This window comes from Pseudomonas sp. PvP001 (assembly GCF_040546375.1).
GTDB lineage: Bacteria > Pseudomonadota > Gammaproteobacteria > Pseudomonadales > Pseudomonadaceae > Aquipseudomonas > Aquipseudomonas coleopterorum.
In genome coordinates, this window is the sequence record NZ_JBEPNQ010000001.1 from 1,647,905 (window position 1) to 1,671,380 (window position 23,476).

Sequence of the window (23,476 nt, forward strand, 5' to 3'; positions counted from 1 at the left end):
GCCTCTCGCTTGGATCAGTGATGCTCACGGGTGGCACGGAATTTCACGTCCGGCCAGCGCTCTTGCATCAGCGCCAGATTGACTCGCGTCGGCGCCAGGTAAGTCAGGTGCCCACCGCCGTCCAGCGCCAGGTTCTCTGCGGCCTTGTTGCTGAATTCCTCGAGTTTCTTCTTGTCGGCACACTCGATCCAGCGGGCGGACCACACGGTGATCGGCTCGTAGGCGCATTCCACCTTGTATTCCTCTTTCAGGCGGCTGGCGACCACGTCGAACTGCAGGACGCCGACCGCGCCGAGAATGATGTCGTTGCTACGCTCGGGGAAGAACACCTGGGTGGCGCCTTCCTCGGCCAGCTGCTGCAGCCCCTGGCGCAACTGCTTGGACTTGAGCGGATCCTTGAGCCGCACCCGGCGGAACAGCTCCGGGGCGAAGTGCGGGATACCGGTGAAGCCCAGGCTTTCACCCTCGCTGAAGGTGTCGCCGATCTGGATGGTGCCGTGATTGTGCAGGCCGATGATGTCGCCGGCGAACGCTTCTTCGAGCTGCTCGCGCTCGGAGGAGAAGAACGTCAGGGCATCACCGATGCGCAGATCCTTGCCGGTGCGCACGTGGCGCATCTTCATGCCCTTCTCGTAGCGGCCCGAACAGATGCGCATGAAGGCGATACGGTCGCGGTGCTTGGGGTCCATGTTCGCCTGGATCTTGAACACGAAGCCGGAGAATTTCTCTTCCACCGGTTCCACGGTCCGCTCGTTCGCCACCCGCGGCAGCGGGCGCGGAGCCCAGTCCACGACGGCATCGAGCACGTGGTCGACGCCGAAGTTGCCCAGCGCCGTACCGAAGAACACCGGCGTCAGCTGGCCGGTGAGGAACTCGTCCTGGTTGAATTCGTGGCAAGCGCCCTGCACCAGTTCCAGTTGCTCGACGAAGCGGTCGTACTCGTCACCCAGGTGCGCACGGGCCTCGTCGGAGTCCAGCTTCTCGATGATCTTCACATCGGTACGCTCATGGCCATGGCCCGGCGTGTAAACGATGATGTAGTCACCCGCCAGGTGGTAGACACCCTTGAAGTCGCGGTAGCAGCCAATCGGCCAGGTGATCGGCGCGGCCTTGATCTTGAGCACCGCTTCGATCTCGTCGAGCAGCTCGATCGGATCGCGAATGTCGCGGTCCAGCTTGTTGATGAAGCTGACGATCGGCGTGTCGCGCAGGCGGCAGACATCCATCAGGGCAATGGTGCGCGGCTCGACGCCTTTACCGCCGTCGAGCACCATCAGCGCCGAGTCGACCGCGGTCAGGGTGCGGTAGGTGTCTTCCGAGAAGTCTTCGTGCCCAGGGGTGTCGAGCAGGTTGACCATGTGCTCGCGATAGGGGAACTGCATCACCGAGGTGGTGATGGAAATACCGCGCTGCTTCTCCATTTCCATCCAGTCGGAAGTCGCGTGACGGTCGGATTTGCGCGACTTGACCGTACCGGCCACGGCGATCGCCTTGCCCATCAGCAAGAGCTTCTCGGTGATGGTCGTCTTACCCGCATCCGGGTGGGAAATGATGGCGAAAGTGCGGCGTTTCGCGACTTCGGCGGCCTGTTGAGTCATGGATGATCGCCTGGCGAGGGAATGAAAAAGGGCGCGGATTATAGCCTGCTTCAGGCAAAACCGCATCCTGCGCCGCGTCGCGCCCGTCGACCTGGCTATCGCTCGACATAAGTACCGCCCGCCCCTGCGTCGATGGGACAACGCTGGCAGCCCGGCCGTGCCCTCTCACTGGGCGCTCGGCCTACTTGCCCATGGAGTCGTCATGTCCCTTTCTTCCCTACCCTGGTTTCATTCGACGTCGCTGCAACGACGCTTCGAAGCACACGTCCACGCCAGCGCTCTGGCGGGCGAGATCGATGATGAGGAACGGCAGTGGCTGGCCTTGATCGATGATCCGCAGCGCGATCACCAGCCCCAGGCTGCCCGGCAGATACGCTGCGATTGGATCAGTGCGTACAGCCGCGATGCAGGTGAGGTGCACCTACCCGCCTGCGTACGCCTGAGTCGCGCCGGCGTCAGTGCAGTGGTCATGCTCTACCACCCCTTGCTCGGCTTGGCGTCGCTTCGCAGATGGCCTGCAACTCAAAGAGTTTCTCCGCCAGCACCTGGCCGCCGGCACCACTGGCCAGGCTTTGCGCTTTGGCCTGTCGGCGGAGCGGCAAACGGCCTTGCAAGCTCGACCGGCACAGGAATTCGCGGCCACCCTGCACAGCGCCGATGTGTTCCAGGCCATGATGCTGCGCCTGCATGCCGGGCTGACCGACAACCTTGGGCAGATGCGCCAATGGGTGCGCGGCCAGCCCGGCCCCGATGAGCTGCTGACCCACCAGGCCGAGGCAGGCGCGGCGGGTGCTTTGCTCAGTCGCTACTGGCAGGACGCAAGCGGCGGGCAACCGTCGCGACGCGCGTTGCTGAGCATGGCCCTGCACACCACGCTGCTGCATACCCTGACCCGGCAACACTCGGCCGGGCAACTCGACACCCTGGAGCATCAGCGCCTCTGCGCCTGGCTGGGCGCAGAGGCACACCCGGCGCCTGCAGCGCTGCTGGCCTTTACCCTGGACGTTTCCAGCCTCGACGATCGTACCCTCTCGATCGACGATGCCCTGGTGCTGGCCACGGCCGACGCGGCGGGGCCGTGCTACCTGTACAGCGCGGCCGATGGCTTGCGTCGTTTCGAAAGCCGCCAGGCCCTGCTCTCGGAACTGGCCGATCCCCTGCAACGAAATCGCTGGCTCAGCCGCATCCGCAACAGCCAGCAGCCGCATCTCGCCGACTTGCGCATCAATGCGCTGTGCCTGCATCGCGCCAGCGATCCGACGCTGACGGGCTACGTCCAGCGGCTGCTGGCGATGCAACGGGCCAATCTGGATGACGGCCTGCAGTATCCGGGCAAGCACACCCCCGACAGTCGCTGCCGAAGCGCCCTGGCCCTCGAGCAATGCCTGGACGGCCACTTGCGCACGCTTGCCCCTCTGTACCCGGCCGATGCCCGCGACGACCCGGCCAGCCTCAAGTACCTGGGAAGCGCTGCGCTGCAATCGGTCGACGAGCCCGAGCAACTGCTGCTGCACCTGGCCGATCTCGACGAGCAATACAGCCGCTACCGGGAGCGCGGTCCCGATCTGACCAAGGCCACCCACGCCGTACTGCAACTGGCGCTGGCGTATGTGCTGGACGAGCGCTCTGCGGCGCTTGCCGTGCACTGGCCAGGGCTGGATCTGCCTCAGGCATTGTGGCAAGGCACGCCAAGCCTGGCATCGCTGGGCACCGGTCCTGCCTTCGTCGTCACAACGCAAGGGGTGCAGACGCCCGTGGAGGCATTGGGCGCCACGTTCATGCAGCACATCCTTGTCACCGGTCGTCAGCGCCTGCGCGAAGAGCTGCAGAACGCATTGATTCACCAGCAGGCCCTGGCTCATGGCTATCGATTCAAGCTGCAGCGTCTGCTCGACGATCTGCAGCAAAAACTGACGCGCACGGCGAACGCCGATTCCAACGAAACAGCGCCTCCAGCGCCAAATGGCTCGACAGCCCAGGCGCAGTGGCTGCAAACCTTCGACCGCGTGATGGCTGGAGGTTGGCCCCCCGCCTGCCTGCCGGAACTTCTGCGTCCCACCCGCCTGCCGGACGCGCTGGCTCTGCAGTTGCAGCACCTGAATCGCCTGGCGCGCAGCAAACGCCTGCAGCAGATCCTGCCCGACTGGCTGGCACGCGCCCCGGCCCGCCAGCGCCAGGGCTACATCGATACGCTGGGCTACACCCTGCTCAGCAGCCCGAGCGAAGACGACTACCTGTTCGGCATTGCCGATATCGGTGCCTACGCCGAACAGCGCCTGCAAGCGCGACTGGACACCGACTTTGCCCCTGGTCGCTTTCTGCCCAACGCGGTATTCATCCGTACCGCCCGCTACATCGCTGCGCCCAGCTTGCCGGGCGACATTCCGTCGGGCCAGCCCGCGGCGACGATCAGTCATCGACAGAGCCTGGTGCAGTACGCGCTCAACCACAGCCACAACTGGGACGACACCATCACAGCCATCGAACTGGGTGACGGTCATCCCGCCCCTGCCGTGCTGAGCACCACCTACCTGCGCGCGCTGGTGCGGCAACTGGACGTCGGCCTGCATTACCAGACGCTGCTGGAGCACGCCTTCGATCCTTCGAGCCGCGACTACCCACGCCGGGTCGAACTGTTCTGCCGTCAACTGCCTGGACAACTTCTGGAAACGGCCTGGCGAGCGCATCTGCAGGGGAAATTGCCAGAGGACGCGGTGACGCTGATCAGCACCGTGCTGCTGCAACCGGAAGGTCGGCTGCGTCAGGCAAGCGAACTGGGCACGGTGGATTTCATGCCGCTGCAGTTGATTCCCGCTGCAGGATCACCCACCGATCAGGTGCCCCATGCCTACCTGTTGCGCACCCGTACTGGGGGATGCCAGGTCCTCTATCTGCCCTACGACCCCACCCTCACGTTGCAGGCGTTCGCCGATGACCAGGCGCTGCTCGATGCGCTGATCCACGACACGGCCCTGCAACGACGGCTTCTGGCACGGATGCCCGATGACTGGCGGGCACGCTACGACCATGGCGGTTTTCGCGAGGCCCATGTGAGCCTGAACTCGGACTCCAACTTCGACTTTTCCCCTTCGCCTGGGCCCGTTCGGCTGGGCACCGTCCCGATGACCGGCAACGCGCTGCATTTTCTGTTCGAGGACAATGCCCGCTTCCTGCTGGCCCAGGCCCGGACGCAGTCGACCACCGCCGCACAGGCGGGCTGGACCACGTTCGTCAATGTCACCAGCCTGGTCTGGGACCAGCTGTCGATGTTTCTGCCCGGCAGGCTGGGCCAACTGGTCGCCGCCTGGCAACTCGAACTCAAGACGCTGAACATCGCCCAGGCGCTGGCCCACCGCGACTGGGGCCAGACGCTGCTCGAACTGACCTGTGCCCTGTTGCAAGGCATCCCGCTTGGCCATGCATCGAAGCCGGTCGAGCCTGCGGAGCGGTTCTGGAAACGCCTGCAGGAAAATCAGGAATACGGCCTGTCGCTGGCGGCCTATGAAACCCCGCGACAGGCCCTTCGCGAGCTGTACTTCGAGGCCTCCACCGTCACCTACGCGCAGCACACCGGCTCGCGGCATTTCGTTGCCTTGCGGGGACGCTTGTACGGCGCATGCCAGGAACAGAGCCACTGGTATCTCGCAGGCCGACCCGACGATGACCTGGGGCCCAGGCTGCTCCTGGATCCGCACGCCGGCTGGGTCGTCGACCCTGGGCAGGCTCTGCCGCTGCACATGGGCGGTGTCCCCAGCAGCCTGGGTGGACGCTTGATTCGCTGGACGCTGAGCCGGGACGAAATCGTGGTTCTGGCAGTGGGAACCCGCAAGATCCGCCAATTGATGCCCCTGCGCGCCGACATGCTGGTCACGGCTCACCGCGAGGCCATGACCTACCTGGGCACTGCATTGAGCAATCTGCGCCGCATCGCTGAGTCTGCCGGCGGTGGTGCCGAAACGATCAGGATCCTCAAACGGTTTTTCGGGGTGGCGCAGGTCGACTCCGCCCTGCTCCAGCGGGTTCGGCAGACACTGGACAAAATGGCGTTGGTCATGGGATCGCGGGCCTACGCCCCCGACACATCCAAGCGCTATGTCATGGGTCGTAAACTCGGCACCGCTTCCAGCGTGGGCATCGCTTTCATGTCCGTTCAGGATCCGCAGAAGCAGTTGTTCCTGCTCGACGACTTCTTCGAGTTCGACATGGGCCACCATCTGCCCCTGCAACACCCCTTCACGGCCGACCAGGCCGACGCGATCAGCCAGGCTGTGGTACTGCTTCACGAGTTTTCCCACATTGCCTGCAACACCCGCGACATTCACTACCTGGAAGCGGCCACGCCCTATACGGAACGGATGCGCCCCGGTGTACGCCGCGCCTGGCTTGCGCGGCAACATGACGAATCGTTCTCGCACCTGACTCCCAGCCGCCGCCTGTTCGTCGTCCGCGACGGGCACACAGGTCAGGTGCGCAGCATCCGCAACGAGGATCGCAAGGGCCGGGCCATGATCCTGAATCTGGCGGCCGCCCCGAATCTGGACGACGCGCGGCAACGCTTCCTGGCCGACGCAGACATTCGCTCGAAGATCATGCTGATGAATGCCGATTCGGTGGCGCTGCTGATCTATCGCCTGGGTCGCGCTGTAGACGCCGGCTGAGCATGAACGGGGACCGCGGCGGCCATGCCAGCAGTGCTTAAAGCTGGCCAAATGCTGTCTCAATGTGGGAACCTCTCGCGGCACGGAGACGTCCATTCCCTGATTCGCGCTGTCGTCAGGGGCTGCAAAATCAGCAAGTTAGCCTGACGAGGCTGCGCTTATGGCTCGCACCAAGCGAGCTGCTATTCGCGTCCTACCTGGGCCGATCGCTCGCCCGAGCGCTCGTCGCAGGCCCGGTAGGCGCCGACTGAAAAAGGAGTCCGCCTGTGGCTAATCGCTATGGCAAAGGGCTGTTAGGGGGCGCGGTTATCGTTGCCGTCCTGGCCCTGCTGGTCCATTGGATCGGCATAAGCACTATCGAGCACTACCGTGAAGACCTGCTGTTCTACCTGCAAGCGCACCTGATTCTGGTGCTGGTTTCAATGTTCGCCGCACTGTTGGTGGGCATCCCTGCCGGAGTCGCGCTGAGTCGACCCAGCATGGTCAAGCGCGCCGAACGCTTCATGCAGATCTTCAACATCGGCAACACCATTCCTCCCCTGGCGGTCCTCGCCATCGCCCTGGGTATCCTGGGCATCGGCAGCGGCCCTGCCATCTTCGCGCTGTTTCTCGCCTCGCTGCTGCCCATCGTGCGCAACACCTACGAGGGGCTGAAAAACGTTCAGGGTTCACTCAAGGAAGCCGCCACCGGCATTGGCATGACCCCACGCCAGGTGCTGTTCAAGGTGGAGTTGCCCAATGCCGTGCCGATCATCGTCGGCGGCGTACGCGTGGCACTGGCGATCAACGTGGGCACCGCGCCCCTGGCGTTCCTCATCGGCGCCAACAGCCTGGGCAGCCTGATCTTCCCCGGCATCGCCCTGAACAATCAGCCACAGCTGCTTCTGGGCGCCGCCTGCACCGCGCTGCTGGCCTTGATCCTGGACGGCATCGTGACCCTGGTCAGCCGCCTCTGGCTTGAACGCGGGTTGACTCGCTGAGCGAAGGAATGAATTCAATGAAGAAGTTAAGCATCGTACTGGGCCTGGCCCTGCTGTGTGCGGGCGTCGCGCAGGCTGCAGACAAACCCGTGATCCGCCTCGGCGCGCGGGTGTTCACCGAGCAAACCGTACTGGCGGCCATCACCGCTCAATACCTGGGCAGCAAGGGCTACGACGTGCGGGTCACCGGCGGCCTGGGCAGCAACCTGGCGCGCAGTGCCCAGGAAAGCGGCCAATTGGACATGCTCTGGGAATACACCGGCGTCTCCCTGGTGTCCTACAACCACATCGACGAGAAGCTCGACAGCGCCGCGACCTACGCGCGAGTCAAGGAGCTGGACGGCAAAAAAGGCCTGGTCTGGCTGACCCCTTCGCGGTTCAGCAACACCTACGCCCTGGCCTTGCCTGAAGACGTCGCCAAAGCGTATCCCCAGGTCAACACCATCAGCCAGCTGAACCAGGTGCTGATCGACGAACCGAAGAAAGGCCATATCCTGGCCCTGGACACCGAGTTCGCCAACCGATCCGACGGCCTGGTGGGCTTGACCCAGACCTACGACCTGAAATTCACCCGGCGTGACATTCGCCAGATGGATGCCGGCCTGGTCTATACCGCGCTGCGCAACGGTCAGGTCTTCACCGGCCTCGTCTATACCACCGATGGCCGCCTGAACGCGTTCAAGCTCAAGCTGCTCGAAGACGACCTCAAGTACTTCCCCGACTACACCGCAGCGCCCGTGGTTCGCCAGCAACTGCTCGACGCCCATCCGCAACTGGCCGCGCAACTCAAGCCGCTGGCGCAGATGCTCGACGATGCCACCATGCGTGAGCTCAATGCCCAGGTCGACGTTGCGCACCGCAGCCCGACCGTCGTCGCGGCCGAGTTTCTCAAGGCCCATCCGATCAACGATCAAGCCCAGGAGAAGCCATGAGTTTCCTCGACACCTTCTCCCACCTCGACTGGCCGTTGGTGCTGCAACTGACCTGGCAGCACATCACGCTCGTCGGCATCGCCGTCAGCCTGGCCATCCTCTTCGGCGTGCCCATCGGCATCCTGATGACCCGCTTTCCGGCACTCGCCGGGCCCCTGCAGGCCTGCGCCACGGTGCTGCTGACGATCCCCTCGATCGCCCTGTTCGGGCTGCTGCTGCCGTTCTATTCCAAGTTCGGCCAGGGCCTTGGCCCACTGCCGGCCATCACCGCCGTGTTTCTCTACTCGCTGCTGCCGATCCTGCGTAATACCTACCTGGCCCTGACCGGCGTGGAGCCCGGCATCCGCGAAGCGGCCAAGGGCATCGGCATGACCTTCGGCCAGCGCCTGCGCATGGTCGAGCTGCCCATCGCCGTGCCGGTGATCCTCGCCGGCGTGCGCACCGCCGTGGTGATGAACATCGGCGTCATGACCATCGCCGCCACCATCGGCGCCGGCGGCCTGGGCGTTCTCATCCTCACTTCCATCAGCCGCAGCGACATGTCCATGCTCATCGTCGGCGCCGTGCTGGTCAGTGTCCTGGCGATCATCGCCGACCTGCTCCTGCAATGGCTGCAACGCGCCCTGACTCCCAAAGGATTATTGAAATGATCGAACTTCAGAACCTGACCAAGACCTTCCACAGCAACGGCAAGGAAGTCAAAGCCGTCGACGCGGTAAGCCTGACCGTCAACGAAGGCGAGATCTGCGTATTCCTCGGGCCCTCGGGCTGCGGCAAGAGCACCACGCTGAAAATGATCAACCGGCTGATCATGCCCACCTCCGGCAAGGTCCTGATCAACGGCGAGGACACCACCGGCCTGGACGAAGTGACCCTGCGCCGCAACATCGGCTATGTGATCCAGCAGATCGGCCTGTTTCCCAACATGACCATCGAGGAGAACATCACCGTGGTCCCGCGCCTGCTCGGCTGGGACAAGAAACGCTGCGCCGAGCGCGCCCGCGAGCTGATGAGCATGATCAAGCTGGAACCCAAGCAGTACCTGCACCGCTACCCGCGCGAACTCTCGGGCGGCCAGCAACAGCGCATCGGCGTGATCCGCGCCCTGGCCGCCGAGGCGCCGTTGCTGTTGATGGACGAGCCCTTCGGCGCGGTCGACCCGATCAACCGCGAAATGATCCAGAACGAGTTCTTCGAGATGCAGCGGGCCTTGAACAAGACCGTGATCATGGTCAGCCATGACATCGACGAAGCGATCAAGCTGGGCGACAAGATCGCCATCTTCCGTGCCGGCAAGCTGCTGCAGATCGACCATCCCGACACCTTGCTGGCCCATCCGGTGGACGACTTCGTCAGCAACTTCGTCGGCCAGGACAGCACGCTCAAGCGCCTGCTGCTGGTCAAGGCCGAGGACGCCGCCGACAACGCACCGTCGGTGAGCCCGGAAACGCCGGTGGCCGATGCGCTGGAACTGATGGACGAACACGACCGCCGCTACGTCGTGGTCACCGATGCGCAGAACAAGGCCATGGGCTATGTGCGCCGCCGTGACCTGTATCGCCAGGTCGGCAACTGCGTCGACTTCCTGCGTGAATTCAACGCCACGGCGGCCTACGACGAGCACCTGCGCATCCTGCTGTCGCGCATGTACGAATTCAACCGCTCATGGCTGCCGGTGCTGGACGCGGAGAACGTGTTCCTCGGCGAAGTGACCCAGGAATCGATCGCCGCCTACCTTAGCTCAGGCCGCTCGCGCGGCATGAAAACCAGCATCGTCTCCCCCGCAGAAACCGCCCAGGCCTGACGAGCCACCGCCCCGCTCCCACGCCGTGTGGGAGCGGGACAGGCGGCGAGCCCTCTGCCCGCGAAAGCCCCCGCAATACTCCCGCCTCAACCCCAATCCTTGTGGGAGCGGGGCGGGCGGCGAGCCCTCTGCCCGCGAAAGCCACCCCGCAATTCCACAGCCCTACCCCAGATTGAACCGCGCCGTATTCTCGCTCAGCATCCGGCTCCCCTCCCCCAACCGATCCGCCGCCTGGTTCACCGCCCGCGCACCATCGAGCAGGCGCACCGCAGCCTGATCCACCTGCTGGATATTGCTGCTCACCTCATCGGCCGTGGCGGCCTGCTCCTCCACCGCCGTGGCGATCTGCGCCAGAGTATCGGTCACCCCCTGCACCGCTCCGGCAATATCACCCAGCCGCTCACCCAGGCCCATCACCGACTGCGCATCGACCTGCGCCTGCCCACATGCGGCCTGCATCAGGTCCACGGCCTGCTTGACCGTCGAACGCAGGCTTTCCACCGTCCCGGCAATCTGCCCGGTGGACGCTTGCGTGCGCTGCGACAGGCTGCGCACCTCATCGGCCACCACCGCAAAGCCGCGCCCCTGCTCACCTGCCCGGGCCGCCTCGATGGCCGCATTGAGCGCCAGCAGATTGGTCTGCTCGGCAATACCGCGAATCGCATCCACCACCGACTGGATCTGCTGCCCCTGTTCACTCACCCGGCCAAGCGCCTGCGCCGTGTCGTTCAAGCGCTGGTTGAGCTGCTGGATACTGGCAGTGGTGCGCTGGCTATCACGGCTGCTGTCTTCGGCAATCTGCCGGGTGTGCTGGGCACTGCCCGAAGCCTGCTCGCAACTGCGGGCCACGCCTTGCGAAGTGGCGGCCAGCTGCGTGGCCGCCGCCGCGATCTGGCTGATCTGTTGCTGCTGCGCCTCGACCTCATCGAGCGTGCCACTGGATTGGCTATTGAGCGTCACCACCGCCTGGCTCAACTGCACGGTCTCGTGGTTGACCCCCAGCAGACTGCCACGCAACTGCACCACGGCGGCATTGAGCGCCGTACTGATTGCTGCGAGCTCGTCACGCCCCTGCACCGCTACCTGAACACTCAGATCGCCGTCGCGCAACGATTGCGCCAGCGTGGTGATTCCGCTGGCGCTGCGCCGAATCGACGCCTGCAAGCACACGAACAGGTACAGCGCAGCCAACAGCAACAGGGCGAATACCGCAGCGCCTGGAATCAACTGGCGAACGGCCTGGTCGTGATAGTGATCCAGACGCCACTCCAACGACTTCAACGACTCGTGACGCAGTTCGTTCAAGGCGCCCAGCATGCTGTCGATACTGCTTTCGAACTGCGCGGCAGACAGCTTGATGTCGCCGCCGAACAGATTTTCGTCCAGCCGCTTCAACTCGCCGTCCAACGTCCCCAGCGCTTTCTGGTACTGCGCATCCCAGCCGCGCAGTTGCTCCGGCAAGCGCTGCTGCAAGGCGCCACCGGCTTTCACCAGTTGCTCGCGCGCATCGTTGATGCGGCTGCGCAGATCACGCATCTGCAGACGACTCTGCAGGCTGAACTGCCCCGCCACCAATGACGAATGACCAATGCTGCCCAACCGCCCGACGCGCTCGATCAGATCAGGCGCCTGCTGGGTCGCGATCTGCATCAGGAGATAGGTTTCCCGCCACGGGTCGACGATTAATCCGCTGGCCATGGCGATCTGCTCGCGCAGCACCTGCACCGACGTCAGCGCGGCCGTGAAGCGATCGTAGCCGTCAGGCCACCAACCCACCTGGCGCAGGCTCGCCAAGTCCAGACCCTTGGTCGCGGTTTGTACCGCTTGCAGCCGCTCCAGGGTATCGGCAGGCGCCTTTTCGCGCGCCAGCTCGCTGCCCAGCTTGTCGAGCGACGCCTGGATCCCCGGCGTGGCCGCCTCAAGCGCAGCGATCGCCGCCTGAGCCTCTGGCGTTGGCTGGCGCTGGATATCCACCGCCTTCCAGCGCGCGGCACGGTTGCGCTGCGCCGACAGCTGCGCATCCAGGCTGTCGAGTGCCAGCAACTGATGCACGCCGCTGCGCTCGGCATCGATGACCGCCAGCCGGTCGCGAAAGTCTTCCCCCAACAGCCACAGACTGCCTACCAGTGGCAGCATGAAAAGGAGAAACAGCAGCTGAAACTTGCGCGCGAAACCATAGCGACCCAGCAACCGGATACCCGGCGACAACAAAGCATGCATGTCCGACAACTCCACGGAGACTGCAGGTACCTACGGAAACGTGGCGCCAGCAAAATGCCATCTCAGCAAGATTCAGACCAATCATCTTCCCTCGGCTTTGCCCGTACCCCGGATCGCCCCCACTGCTGGCGCGGCTCCGCTTTGGTGCAGAAGCCCCTGATTCCCTGCTTCCAATCAGTGCAAAGAATGTGTAACCGGAAGTGGCACGAAAGCCGTAACGCATTACCGATGGCGCGCAAACACTGCCTCCAATGACATGGCCCGGAACCTGCTACACGCAAACCGCAAAAGCTGACCACACAGTTATGTTTCAGCACACGCCAACGCTCACTCAGGCTGGCTCGCTACACACACCGTCGCCGCACGATCCGGCGTCCATCGCCCCAGGGGAGCAACATGCTGGACTCATTCTTCAAGCTCAAGGCGCACAACACCACCGTGCGCACGGAAATCCTCGCCGGGGTCACCACCTTCCTGGCCATGGCCTACATCCTGTTCGTCAACCCCAGCATCCTGGGCGAAACCGGGATGGACAAGGGTGCCCTGTTCGTCGCGACCTGCCTGGCGGCGGCCATCGGCTCGGCGATCATGGGCCTGATCGCCAACTACCCGATCGCCCTGGCGCCGGGCATGGGCCTCAATGCGTTCTTCACCTACACCGTGGTCCTGCACCTGGGCCACAGCTGGCAGGTCGCACTGGGCGCGGTGTTCATCTCGGCGGTGTGTTTCTTCCTGTTGTCGATCTTTCGCATCCGCGAATGGATCATCAACAGCATTCCACTGCCACTGCGTTCAGCCATCGCCGCGGGCATCGGCCTGTTCCTGGCGCTGATCGCACTGCAAAACGCCAAGATCGTGGTCGCCAACCCGGCCACCCTGGTCGGCATGGGTGACCTGTCGAAACCCGAGCCGGTCCTGGCGATCCTCGGCTTCTTCATCATCGTCGCCCTGGAAGCGCTCAAGGTCCGCGGCTCGGTGCTGATCGGCATCCTGCTGATCACCGTGCTGTCCATCGTGCTCGGCATCACGCCGTTCGGCGGCGTGGTATCGATGCCGCCATCATTGGCGCCGACCTTCCTGCAACTGGACATCAAGGGAGCGTTCGACGTCGGCCTGATCAGCGTGATCTTCGCCTTCCTCTTCGTCGATCTGTTCGACAACTCAGGCACCCTCATCGGCGTGGCCAAACGTGCCGGCCTGATGGGCAAGGACGGCCACATGCCGAAAATGGGCCGCGCCCTGATCGCCGACAGCACCGCCGCACTGGCGGGCTCGCTGCTGGGCACCTCGACCACCACCAGCTACATCGAGTCGGCAGCGGGCGTCAGCGCCGGCGGGCGAACCGGCCTGACCGCCATCGTGGTCGCCTGCCTGTTCCTCCTCGCGCTGTTCTTCGCGCCCTTGGCCGGCAGCGTTCCAGCATTCGCCACCGCCCCCGCGCTGCTGTTCGTGGCGGTACTGATGGCATCGGGGCTGGCAGAAATCGATTGGGACGACATCACCGTGGCCGCACCCGTCGTCGTCACCGCGCTGGCCATGCCGCTGACCTACTCGATCGCCAACGGCATCGCGTTCGGTTTCATCACCTGGACGGCGGTCAAACTGCTGAGCGGCAAATGGCGCGAACTCAATTCGGCACTGGTCGTGCTGTCGATCATCTTCGTCATCAAGCTGGGCTGGTTCGGTGGCTGATCGCCGCGCCGCGCGTGCCCTTGTACCCGCGCATGGCCTAAGCGTTTGATCGCGCGCATAAATATTTTGCAAAGGGGTGTTGACACAATCCCGTTTCAAGCGAATAATGCGCGCCACTTGGCTACATAGCTCAGTTGGTTAGAGCATAGCATTCATAATGCTGGGGTCCGGGGTTCAAGTCCCTGTGTAGCCACCAAGTACGAAAAAGGGCTTACCGAAAGGTAGGCCCTTTTTTTATGCGCGCATTTCCACATGACCACAACTTGCTACCATGACCTTCATTTCCCACCCCGGAGGTCTACATGCGCGCAACGGTGCTGGTGCTGGTCGAAACCATCAACGACTACGTGTCGATTCTCGAAGATCAAGGCTACGACCTGATCATGGCGCCCTCGCCTGCCGAGCGTGCCAAGGCGATCGCCGACCACGCGGACCGCATCGATGCCGTGCTCACCCGTGGCCCGTTGGGTTTGACGGCGGAAGAGATGGCGGCTCTCCCTAAGCTGCGCATCATCTGCGTACTGGGCGCAGGCTACGAGAACGTCGATCTGTCAGCCGCCAAGGCACACGGCTTGACCGTGACCAACGGCGCTGGGGTGAATGCATCCTCGGTGGCTGACCACACCCTGGCGCTCTTGCTGGCCCTGATGCGCGATATCCCGCGCGCCGATGCGTCGGTCCGGCGTGGCGAGTGGGTCAAGAGCATGCGCCCTTCGGTGGCCCGCAAGCGGCTGGGCATCATCGGGCTGGGAGCCGTCGGCCTGGCAATCGCCAAGCGCGCCGCGTTGGGTTTCGACATGAGCGTGCACTACCACAACCGCACGCAACGCGATGATGTCGACTATGGGTACTGCGCCAGCCCGGTAGAGTTGGCCGCAGTCAGCGATATTCTGGTGATTGCCACACCAGGCGGCGCGCAAACCCGCGCCATTGTCGACGCCAGCGTGCTGGAAGCGCTCGGGCCGCAAGGGTTTCTCGTGAACATCGCCCGCGGCAGCGTAGTGGCGACGGACGATCTACTGACGGCTCTGCAAAACAACGCAATAGCCGGTGCGGCGCTGGACGTGTTCGACGACGAGCCCAACGTACCAGACGCCTTCAAGACGCTGCACAACGTCGTCCTGACGCCTCACGTGGCAGGCCTCTCACCAGAAGCCACGCGAGACACGGTGACAATGGTAGAACGCAACCTGAGCGCATTCTTCAATGGCGAACCAGTGCTCACACCCGTCCACCTCTAACCACCACCATGCATCACGGCAAACACCCTGTACCCTGTGGGAGCGGGCTCTGCCCGCGAAGGCCGCACCACCGCTCCCCGACCTCACACAAAGATCAAATCACCCCACAAGCCATCCGCGCCGCACCACCACCCAACGGTGCCGGTGAATCGGAATGGTTGTCACCACCGGCATGTACCATCAACGCATGCCCTTCCACCTCGCTCAATTTCTTCAAGCGCGGCGCCAGCACCGGATAGGTCGCGGTGCCATCGGCATTCACGTAGATCGCGGGCAGATCCCCCAAGTGACCTTTGGCATCATAGGGGCCCAGGTGCTTGCCGGTCTTCTGTGGATCGAAGTGTCCGCCCGCCGCTTCCGCAGCCGACATCTTGCCGTCCTTCATCGCCGCCGCGCAGCTGCCGTTGGCATGCACGTGGAAACCATGCACGCCTGCGGGCAGCGACTTGAGCTGCGGCGTGAACTCCAGCCCGTACGGCGTTTCCTCGATCATCACCGTGCCGATCGGCTGCGGCGCGCCCTCGGCGCTGACCAGATTCATCTGGACTTCCTTGGATGCCGCATTGGCGCTACCGATCGACATTGCAGCCATCAGTGCAAGCCAGCCATAAGACTTCATCGTGCCTCCTTCGCTTCGCGTTTGATTACCGGTAGGGCCGCGACTCGCGTCGCCACCCCATCCAGTTCAGAACCCGAATCGGGCCCACTCGTTCCTGCCCATCAATCCAGCGCGCGCAGTCGGTATTGCGGCGGCAGTTGATCGAAGCCACTGATGGTCACGTCCAGGCTTTTCCAGCGCCCATCCTTGATGCCATAGATGCAGCCATGCACCGACAGCTCCTGACCGCGGTGCCAGGCGTTCTGGACAATGCTGGTATGCCCGACGTTGGCCACCTGCTGAATGACGTTGAGTTCGCACAGACGGTCGACCTGCTCCTCCTCGGTCGGCAAGGTCGCCAGCACCTTGCGGTGCTCGTAGTACAGGTCGCGAATGGTCCGCAGCCAGCCATCGATCAAGCCTAGCTGGCGATCCTGCATCGCTGCGCGCACGCCGCCGCAGCCGTAATGGCCGGTCACCAGGATGTGTTTGACCTTGAGCACATCGACCGCGTACTGGATCACCGACATGCAGTTCAGATCGGTGTGCAGCACCACGTTGGCCACGTTGCGGTGCACGAACAGATCCCCCGGCAGCATGCCCACGATCTCGTTGGCTGGCACCCGCGCGTCCGAGCAGCCGATCCAGAGAAACTCCGGGGTCTGCTGACGCGCCAGCTTGGCGAAGAACTCCGGATCTTCTTCCTTGATCGCCTCGGCCCAGCGCGCGTTGTTGTCGATCAGTTCCTGTAGATCATGCATGTTCAAGCCTCAAGAATGATTTGGATTATGACTGGCCAGCGCCGCACAAGGTCACGGTCGGTCCCGACAAATCACGCTGAATCTTTCCATCCGCACGAGGGTCAACCCTATCTAGACACACACCAGAGGATTGCCGTAATGACTGACTCCCATCGCCCCTACGATGCGCCACAACCCAACCCGATCGACGACACCGAAGATCGCATGGGCCAAGTCCGCGAGCTGGATTTCGATGACACGGACGGTCCCACCGGCAGGATCGGCGATACCATCCCCGCCGACGAGCTGGAGCAGCTTGTCCCTGAAGAGCGCGTACGCGAAGCAGGCCTGACCGGCGCCTCGATGGATGATCACAATCCAACCGACGACGACCTGAGCCCTGAAACACTGATCCACGAAGACGGCGCACGTTCGCCCAACGAGCCAGGCGAAAGCGGTCCCGCTGACCAGGAACTGAGCTTCGTCGATGAAGATGACATTGGCGGCGGCGATGGCCTGGATGAAGAAGAACTGGCCCTGATCGATCCGCTCGACGGCAAACGCTGAGGCCGGCGTCCACACCGATCACTTTACCAGGCTCATGCAGGGCAGTGATCGGTGGCGCTTACTTGAACAAAGCAGTCACTCGAACAACGTACAGGCCATGACCAGCGCATCCTCGCGCCCACCGGCCATGGGGTAGTAGTCCCGTCGCTTGCCGATTTCGTTGAAGCCATAGCGCTCGTACAGTCGGTACGCCGATTGATTGCTGGCGCGTAGTTCCAGAAAGCACTCACGCCCGCCCAGCTCGTAGGCTCGCGACATCAGCCGCTCAAGCAACTTCAAACCCAGTCCACGACCCTGGTTCTCCGGCTTCACGGTGATGTTCAGCAGATGAGCTTCGTCGATGATGACGTTGAGCACGCCATGCCCCACCCGTTGCTGGCCGTCGAACATCAACCAGATTTCGTATGATTTCAAACCATCGAGAAAGATGCCACGCGTCCACGGATGGGTGTAGGCAGCGAATTCGATCTTGAGTACGGCATCCAGATCCGCTTCGGTCATTCGGCGAAAGCTTACGGCATCACTCATCACGGTTTTTCCAACGCGGTAGCAGACGGCGCATCGCCTGCCACACGGCAGCCTTGCGCTCGGGTTCATCCATCAACAGCTCAAGACCCGGCACGGCCCAGGCCAGCCCAAGCCCTTCCACTTCCAGCTCGCGGTTGTAATCTTCGGCATTGGCGCGCCCGGCAAAACGAATTGCCGGCAGCCCGACCAACCATAGGCACGTGCACGGCGCCTGCTCCAGCTGCGCCATGACGAAGCCCTGTACGAAATCGCAGGCCGCATCCGGCCCCTGGTCCAACTGGCCGCGCTGCAGAAACGGCCAGCGGATCGGCTCGCCCAGAATCTGCGGCGCATCGGGCAGGCCGGCAGCGCGCAGCATATCCTTGAGCAGCAGGTACGAAGGATCGCGGCTCTGGAACGCCTGACCCGTCGCCAGCTCCACCAGCACCAGGCAAGGACCGGCGCGCAGCACCTGCAAGGCGAAGCGCGGGGGCGGACTGACCGGTTTGGCGACCGGCGCCTCGACGACCTCTTCGGTCACAGCAGTCACGGCCGGTCGTGCAACGCTGGGCCGCGGCACCTCGATCCTGGGCCGCTGAACCTTGGCCGGATCGGGCAGCGCAGGCTCCACCGCGCGCGGAGCATTCGGCAACGCCGAGGTCACCGCCGCCTGCTCGCCAGGCTCCAGAGGCGACGGCAGCACCTCGACATGCGCAAGTACACAGGCACGCGAAGGCGCTGCGAACGGCAGCTCGGTACGGGGCAGCCAATGCACTACCTGCATGGCGTCCAGATAGGCGCGGCGACGGGACTCGTTGAGCAAAGGGTCAGCCATCTGTGGGTAAGTCGAGGCGGTGGATTCTACCGATGTTCGACACGATGTGCCGCCACGTTTTACACAAGCGCTCGCGCGCAGCACCAAAACCCGCCCCATCATGCAGTACAATCGCGACCCTTTAACCTGGCACGAGTCGACCAGCCGATGATCGAACCCAAGCGCGTGCTGCGCGCCCTCGCCGACCACTGGGCCCTGCTGGAGCCGCTGTGCGAGCACTTCGACCAAGGTACCCTGAGCCTTGTCGAGCTGCGTCAGCAGCTGGCTGCCCAACGCCTGGACAGCACTGCCCAGGAGATCACCAGCCTGCTCGACACCTGGATCCGGCTGGACATCCTGGTACCTGTAGCGAAAAGCCCCAACCGCTTCGAGCTCAATGCGCAGATCCACGACTTCCTCGCCTACCTGCGCCGCGAACACCGCCTGGGCCTGTGCCTGGAGATCGAAGCCTACCTGCGCCACCTCGAACGTTTGGCCGGGCACATCCAGGATGCCTTCGACATTCGCGATGGCAACGACCTGGCTCGCCAGCTGCGACTGCTCGACATGCGCGTGCGCGATGTGCTGAAGAAACTGGCCAATGACGAACAGGCGCTGGTGGCCGTGGCCGAGCGGGCCAAGACCCGCGATCGCCAGGTTGACCTGCGCCAGCGCTACGCCGAGGTCCTCGCGACATGGGATGAATACGTCGAACCCATGATCCAACTGGTCAACGCCGACGGCGCCTTCGAGCAAGGCGTGCGCAAGGTCGAAAACGTGCTGCTGCGTTTGCTCGGTGAACAGCAGCGCCTTGGTCACCTGGTCGATGACGACATGCTATTGCGCACCCACGCGCGCATTCTCGAAATGCAGACGTGCGCGCAGTTGACCCTGCGCCATGCCCGCGAACTGCTGCTGCCCCTGCGCGAAGAAGCACGCCGTCACAACGCCGTGACCCGCGGCGCAGCCCTCGCACTCTCGGCCATTCGCCGCAAAGGCCTGGACGCCGTCCCCCAGGCCGCCCTGCCATTGTTCAGCCGTCCGCAGAGCACATTTCTGGGCAGCGCCAGCCAGGTCGAAGCTTACGTCTACGCCCTCGCCCGCTTCGAAGCCAAGCCCGCGCCCTTCCCCAAGGCGCACAAGAGCGACATCGCAGGCAGCCAGCGCGCACCCCGCACGGTCAAGGAAATGCTCGAACGTTGCGAAAACGCCCTGCCGATGCCCGACCTGATGCTCTGGCTGCTCGATCAGGAACCCGATGGCGCCACCGATGAGCTGCTGTACTGGTTCTCGCGCCTGTCACGGGACAAGCGCTTTGCCCGCCAACGCCTCGAACGCCGTGACTACCATACCCGCGAGCACCAGCTGAGCCTGCGCTCCTTCGCCCTGCTTTCCAGCGCCGAGCCCGCCACAGCGGTCACCCCGGCACACTCCGCGAGCACCGAACATGCATCTTGACCTCAACGAATTGACCCACCTGGCGCCGATCTTTCGCGAGCTGCTCAAAGGCTTTCACATCAGCCGCCGCGACCCGGAGCTCTACTCGCAACTCTCGACCCTGCAGGACGTGTACCGCGGCCTGTTCAAGGCCCTGGGCTTCGAACTGGTCTGCGATACCCGCGGCTTCTACTACTTCGTTCCAGAGCTGGCCGCCGCTCAGGTCAACAAGACCGCTCAGCGTCTGTCCCTGTTCACCTTCATCCTGGTAGAGCACCTGGCCGATCAAGGCCGCGATCCGATTGCCGTACTCGATGGCGGCAGCCTGGGCCGCGACGAACTGCCGGCCCTGTTGGACAAATACCGCGACCTGTTCCTGCAGGCCGAAGTGCAGACCCAAGAAGAACTGGAAGAGAAGATCCTGCGGCGCATGACCCAACTCGGCTTCACCGCCGAAGACAATGGCATCTATCGCTTCCTGGCGCCGATGCACCGCTTCCTCGACGTGTGCCTATCGGTGCAGCAGGACCGCGACCTGGCCGCCAGCCTGCACAGCGCCCTGCCCCTGCCGGTGCCGATGCTGGCCGGTGACGACACCGATGAGGGCGATGACATCAGCGACGAACAGGCCTTGGCCCTCGCCATAGCCCAAGAGCGACAGGAGCTCGACGCATGACCCAGGAACGCTACGGCATCCGCCGCTTCGCCTTGCTCAACACTGCCGGCTACAGCCTGGGCCTGTTCCCGCTGGAGCAGCCGCTGTCGGTCTATGGCGCCAACAACCTGGGCAAGAGCGCCTCGATCAACGCCCTGCAGTTCCCGATCCTGGCGCGCATGTCCGACATGAGCTTCGGCAAGTACACCCTGGAGCAGTCGCGTCGCTTCTATTTCGCCACCGATACCAGCTACATCCTCTGCGAAGTCGTCCTGGCCCACGGCCCCCATGTCATCGGAGTCGTCGGTCGCGGTCCTGGTGGGGGCTTCGGTCATCAGTTCTTTGCCTATGCAGGCGAACTGGATCTGGCGCATTACCAGCAGGACGGTACCTGCCTGCGCCAGAAAGAGCTGTTCAGCAATCTCGAACGCCATAACCTCAAGGCCTATGAGCTCAAACCCGAGGAGCTGCGTCGCCTGCTGGTCGGCGGCCACACCAGCGTACCGCTCGACCTCACCCTGATCCCCCTGCGCTCGACCAGCGAGCAGAGCCTGAAAACCTTCCGCGCCCTGTTCATCAACCTGCTGCACATGCGCGAAATCACCGCAGCCAAACTCAAGCAGCTGTTCCTCGATGCCTTCGAGCACAGCCTGCGCTCGGGCAGCGTCGACTACATCGCCGCCTGTGAAGAGGCCTTCCGCGACGTACGCCGCATGGAGCAGGACTACAACGCCCTGGTCGCTGCCGGCCCGCTGGTCGAGGCACTGGCCAATGGCGTCGCCCAGCGCGACGGCCTGCGCGGCAAGCTGCACCGTCTCTCGCCGATCCTGGATGGGCTGCTGGGTACCTGGCAGGACTATGCCGGCGCACGCAAGGAAGAACTGGTCATCCAGTCCGAGCACTACCGCAACGAACAGGATGTGCTACAGACCAATCAGCGCGGCAGCACCCAGGAGCTCATGCGCCTGGAGCGCGAAATCTCGACCATCCAGCGCTGGCTCGGCGAACTCTCGGTCCTCAAGAATCGCTTCGCGCTGGTCACCGACGTACGGATGCTGGAGCAGCAGCTGCTGGCTGCCAAGGATGCCCACGACGAACTGGCCGGCGCCCTGGCGCAGTCTCGGCAGTTCAGCGCACAGGACCTGCAGGAGCGGGTCGGCGACGTCGAGCAGCGCCTCAAGTCCATTCGCCAGCAACTGGAGCATGCCGACAACAACAGCTACGCGCGCCTGCGCGAAGAGTTCTCGCAGCAGGATGTCGACCGCCTGATGCGCCTGTTCAACGGCGCGCTGTTCAGCCTGCCCACCGGTCCACGAGGCCTGGACCTGGATGACGGCAACGCCTGGGTCGACACCGTGCAGACTGTGCTTGACCGCTTCAAGGGCGAGCGCTTCGAACTGCCCGGACTCTCCATCGACCTGTCCACCATCGAACCGCCGGTGTTGCAGGCCCTGGCTGATCGCGCCGCCCTGCGCGAGCAACGTGCGCGCCTGGAAAAGGAGTTGCAGCAACTCAAGACCCAGCAGGCCGTTGCCGCGGACCTTTCGGCCAGCAAGTCGCGCTCCGAGACGCTGTACCAGGAGGTTCTGGACGCCCAGAAGGCCTTGGAAGACTACCGTCGCAGCCAGACTTTGAGCCGCGAAGAGCAGGACCAAACTCGAACAGCTTGCCCAACTCGAAGCGGCCCAGGACGAACTGGCGCGCTCCAGCGACGCCTTCACCGAGCGCGTCGGACAGCTGTCTGCCAAGCTGCAGCTGGTGGGCCGGCAGATCGCCGACCTGGAAAGCAAACAGCGCACCCTGGACGATGCCCTGCGCCGCCGCCACCTGCTCCCGGCCGATCTGCCATTCGGCACGCCTTTCATGGAGCTGATCGACGACTCGATGGACAACCTGCTGCCCTTGCTCAATGACTATCAGGACAGCTGGCAGAGCCTGCAACGTGTCGACGGACAGATCGAAGCTTTGTACGCCCAGGTGCGCCTCAAGGGCGTGGCCAAGTTCGACAGCGAAGACAACGTCGAGCGCCGCCTGCAATTGCTGATCAACGCCTATGCCCATCGCACCGACGAGGCCCTGACCCTGGGCAAGGCTCGACGCGCCGCCGTCACCGACATCGCCCGGACCCTGCGCAACATCCGCAGCGACTACGACAGCCTCGAACATCAGCTGGCGTTGTTCAACCGCGAGATCAACAAGCGCCAGGTGTCGAACCTGCAAAGCTTCCGCATCGTGCTCGCACCCAACAAGGACGCCCTCAAGCACATCGACCAGATCATCCACAGCGCAGGCCAATACGAGGAAGGTGAAACCCTTTCCGTATTCGACCTCAACCAGAGCGCCGAGCAGGACAGCAAGAACGAGGAGGCCAAGGAATACCTGGCCCGCATGGTCGCGGCCAATCATAACCAGCTCGGCCTCAAGGACCTGTTCGAACTGGCCTTCGAAATCACCAAGATCAACGGTCAACCGGTCATCCACACGGACATCGATGGCGCCGCCTCCAACGGCACCACAATGACCATCAAGGCGCTGACCAACATGTACCTGTTGCTGCACCTGATGGATCGCGATCAGGCCGGCCGCATCCGTTTGCCCTATTACCTCGACGAGGCCGCCGATATCGACGAACGCAACCAGGCCGCCCTGCTGGAAACCAGCCAGCAACTGGGTTTCACACCGATTCTGGCGAGCGTGAAACCACAGGTATCCGCTCACGTAGCCATCGATCTCGAAGGCGGTAGTAGCGCCGAAGGCATCTACATCGATGAAGCGGACTGGAAATTCATCCGCCGTCACGACGAACTGACGAAAGCGGTCGCTGCACTCGAAAGCGAGGCAACTCGGTAAACGCAACGCAATGAACGAGCCCCGCAACAGCGGGGCTTTTTTTTGAAGCCTTCAACCACTCGCCGGTCTGATCAGCTCAACCGCCGCCGGGTCGGTCTTGATCAGGCTCAACTGGTGCAGGCTGATGTAGCACCCACCCTTGTATTCGACATCGCGCAACGTACCTTCGTGGGCAAATCTAAG

17 protein-coding genes, 1 tRNA gene and 2 pseudogenes are annotated in these 23,476 nt (G+C 63.6%); 12 read left to right on the forward strand and 8 right to left on the reverse strand.

Going from position 1 to position 23,476, the window contains the following annotated elements; genetic code table 11:
• Nucleotides 1-14: 14 nt before the first annotated feature.
• Nucleotides 15-1,598 (reverse strand): peptide chain release factor 3, encoded by a 1,584-nt coding sequence (locus tag ABMD26_RS07555; protein WP_090356286.1) that lies wholly within the window; start codon nt 1,596-1,598, stop codon nt 15-17.
• Between the two features lie 217 nt (nt 1,599-1,815).
• A complete protein-coding gene (locus ABMD26_RS07560) occupies nt 1,816-2,019 on the reverse strand; it encodes a hypothetical protein (RefSeq protein ID WP_354308809.1) in 204 nt (67 codons plus the stop codon).
• Between the two features lie 187 nt (nt 2,020-2,206).
• Here ABMD26_RS07560 and ABMD26_RS07565 point away from each other — a divergent pair, with 187 nt between their 5' ends.
• The 5 genes from ABMD26_RS07565 to ABMD26_RS07585 all read left to right on the forward strand — a co-directional run bounded on the left by ABMD26_RS07565 (nt 2,207) and on the right by ABMD26_RS07585 (nt 9,972).
• Entirely contained in the window at nt 2,207-6,256 is a 4,050-nt protein-coding gene (locus ABMD26_RS07565; protein ID WP_354308811.1) for a dermonecrotic toxin domain-containing protein, read from the forward strand.
• Nucleotides 6,257-6,522: 266 nt separating this feature from the next.
• Nucleotides 6,523-7,236 carry an ABC transporter permease gene (locus ABMD26_RS07570; RefSeq protein WP_049861802.1) on the forward strand — a complete coding sequence of 238 codons (714 nt, stop codon included), beginning with the start codon at nt 6,523-6,525 and terminating at the stop codon, nt 7,234-7,236.
• A 17-nt stretch (nt 7,237-7,253) separates the two neighbouring features.
• Nucleotides 7,254-8,168 carry a glycine betaine ABC transporter substrate-binding protein gene (locus ABMD26_RS07575; protein WP_134721687.1) on the forward strand — a complete coding sequence of 305 codons (915 nt, stop codon included), beginning with the start codon at nt 7,254-7,256 and terminating at the stop codon, nt 8,166-8,168.
• Nucleotides 8,165-8,818 (forward strand): ABC transporter permease, encoded by a 654-nt coding sequence (locus ABMD26_RS07580; protein WP_049861800.1) that lies wholly within the window; start codon nt 8,165-8,167, stop codon nt 8,816-8,818. The genes ABMD26_RS07575 and ABMD26_RS07580 overlap by 4 nt, the downstream gene beginning before the upstream one ends.
• On the forward strand, nt 8,815-9,972 hold the full coding sequence (locus ABMD26_RS07585) for an osmoprotectant ABC transporter ATP-binding protein OsmV (protein ID WP_320523495.1): 1,158 nt from the start codon (nt 8,815-8,817) through the stop codon (nt 9,970-9,972). The genes ABMD26_RS07580 and ABMD26_RS07585 overlap by 4 nt, the downstream gene beginning before the upstream one ends.
• A 162-nt stretch (nt 9,973-10,134) precedes the next feature.
• Here ABMD26_RS07585 and ABMD26_RS22155 read toward each other — a convergent pair whose 3' ends face one another.
• Together ABMD26_RS22155 and ABMD26_RS22160 are read right to left on the reverse strand one after the other, a co-directional pair.
• Nucleotides 10,135-10,998: a methyl-accepting chemotaxis protein gene (locus ABMD26_RS22155; protein ID WP_502948336.1), complete on the reverse strand. Its 864-nt coding sequence runs from the start codon at nt 10,996-10,998 to the stop codon at nt 10,135-10,137.
• Nucleotides 10,996-12,192 (reverse strand): annotated as a pseudogene (locus ABMD26_RS22160) (HAMP domain-containing protein); the annotation flags it as partial. The gene ABMD26_RS22155 and the pseudogene ABMD26_RS22160, both read right to left, overlap by 3 nt.
• Before the next feature lie 396 nt (nt 12,193-12,588).
• On the opposite strand from ABMD26_RS22160, the gene ABMD26_RS07595 reads away from it, so the two are divergent.
• From ABMD26_RS07595 to ABMD26_RS07605, 3 genes are all read left to right on the forward strand, one after another.
• A complete protein-coding gene (locus ABMD26_RS07595; RefSeq protein WP_049861797.1) occupies nt 12,589-13,884 on the forward strand; it encodes an NCS2 family permease in 1,296 nt (431 codons plus the stop codon).
• Between the two features lie 119 nt (nt 13,885-14,003).
• Nucleotides 14,004-14,080: transfer RNA gene (locus ABMD26_RS07600), tRNA-Met, on the forward strand.
• A gap of 106 nt (nt 14,081-14,186) precedes the next feature.
• Nucleotides 14,187-15,125, forward strand: a complete 939-nt coding sequence (locus ABMD26_RS07605; protein ID WP_354308816.1) for a 2-hydroxyacid dehydrogenase — start codon at nt 14,187-14,189, stop codon at nt 15,123-15,125.
• A 94-nt stretch (nt 15,126-15,219) separates the two neighbouring features.
• On the opposite strand, the gene sodC is transcribed toward ABMD26_RS07605, so the two are convergent.
• Together sodC and can are read right to left on the reverse strand one after the other, a co-directional pair.
• Nucleotides 15,220-15,744: a superoxide dismutase family protein gene (gene sodC, locus ABMD26_RS07610; protein ID WP_056844925.1), complete on the reverse strand. Its 525-nt coding sequence runs from the start codon at nt 15,742-15,744 to the stop codon at nt 15,220-15,222.
• Between the two features lie 101 nt (nt 15,745-15,845).
• Nucleotides 15,846-16,484 carry a carbonate dehydratase gene (can, locus tag ABMD26_RS07615; protein WP_049861794.1) on the reverse strand — a complete coding sequence of 213 codons (639 nt, stop codon included), beginning with the start codon at nt 16,482-16,484 and terminating at the stop codon, nt 15,846-15,848.
• A gap of 138 nt (nt 16,485-16,622) precedes the next feature.
• Between can and ABMD26_RS07620 the strand changes: the two genes are divergently transcribed.
• On the forward strand, nt 16,623-17,030 hold the full coding sequence (locus ABMD26_RS07620) for a serine kinase/phosphatase (RefSeq protein WP_134721684.1): 408 nt from the start codon (nt 16,623-16,625) through the stop codon (nt 17,028-17,030).
• 75 nt (nt 17,031-17,105) lie between these two features.
• Here the strand turns inward: ABMD26_RS07620 and rimI are convergent, their stop codons facing one another.
• Both rimI and ABMD26_RS07630 read right to left on the reverse strand, forming a co-directional pair.
• The gene (rimI, locus tag ABMD26_RS07625; protein ID WP_354308819.1) at nt 17,106-17,558 is read right to left on the reverse strand and encodes a ribosomal protein S18-alanine N-acetyltransferase; all 453 of its coding nucleotides are present in this window, start codon (nt 17,556-17,558) and stop codon (nt 17,106-17,108) included.
• Nucleotides 17,551-18,360 (reverse strand): energy transducer TonB, encoded by an 810-nt coding sequence (locus tag ABMD26_RS07630; protein ID WP_354311807.1) that lies wholly within the window; start codon nt 18,358-18,360, stop codon nt 17,551-17,553. Before ABMD26_RS07630 ends, rimI begins: the two co-directional genes overlap by 8 nt.
• Before the next feature lie 159 nt (nt 18,361-18,519).
• On the opposite strand from ABMD26_RS07630, the gene mksB reads away from it, so the two are divergent.
• The 3 genes and pseudogenes from mksB (at nt 18,520) to mksF (ending at nt 23,293) form a co-directional block, all read left to right on the forward strand.
• A complete protein-coding gene (gene mksB, locus ABMD26_RS07635) occupies nt 18,520-19,809 on the forward strand; it encodes an Mks condensin complex protein MksB (RefSeq protein ID WP_354308821.1) in 1,290 nt (429 codons plus the stop codon).
• Nucleotides 19,799-20,464: an Mks condensin complex protein MksE gene (mksE, locus tag ABMD26_RS07640; RefSeq protein ID WP_049861792.1), complete on the forward strand. Its 666-nt coding sequence runs from the start codon at nt 19,799-19,801 to the stop codon at nt 20,462-20,464. The genes mksB and mksE overlap by 11 nt, the downstream gene beginning before the upstream one ends.
• Nucleotides 20,461-23,293, forward strand: a pseudogene (gene mksF, locus ABMD26_RS07645) (Mks condensin complex protein MksF). Before mksE ends, mksF begins: the two are co-directional and overlap by 4 nt.
• Nucleotides 23,294-23,476 lie beyond the last annotated feature (183 nt).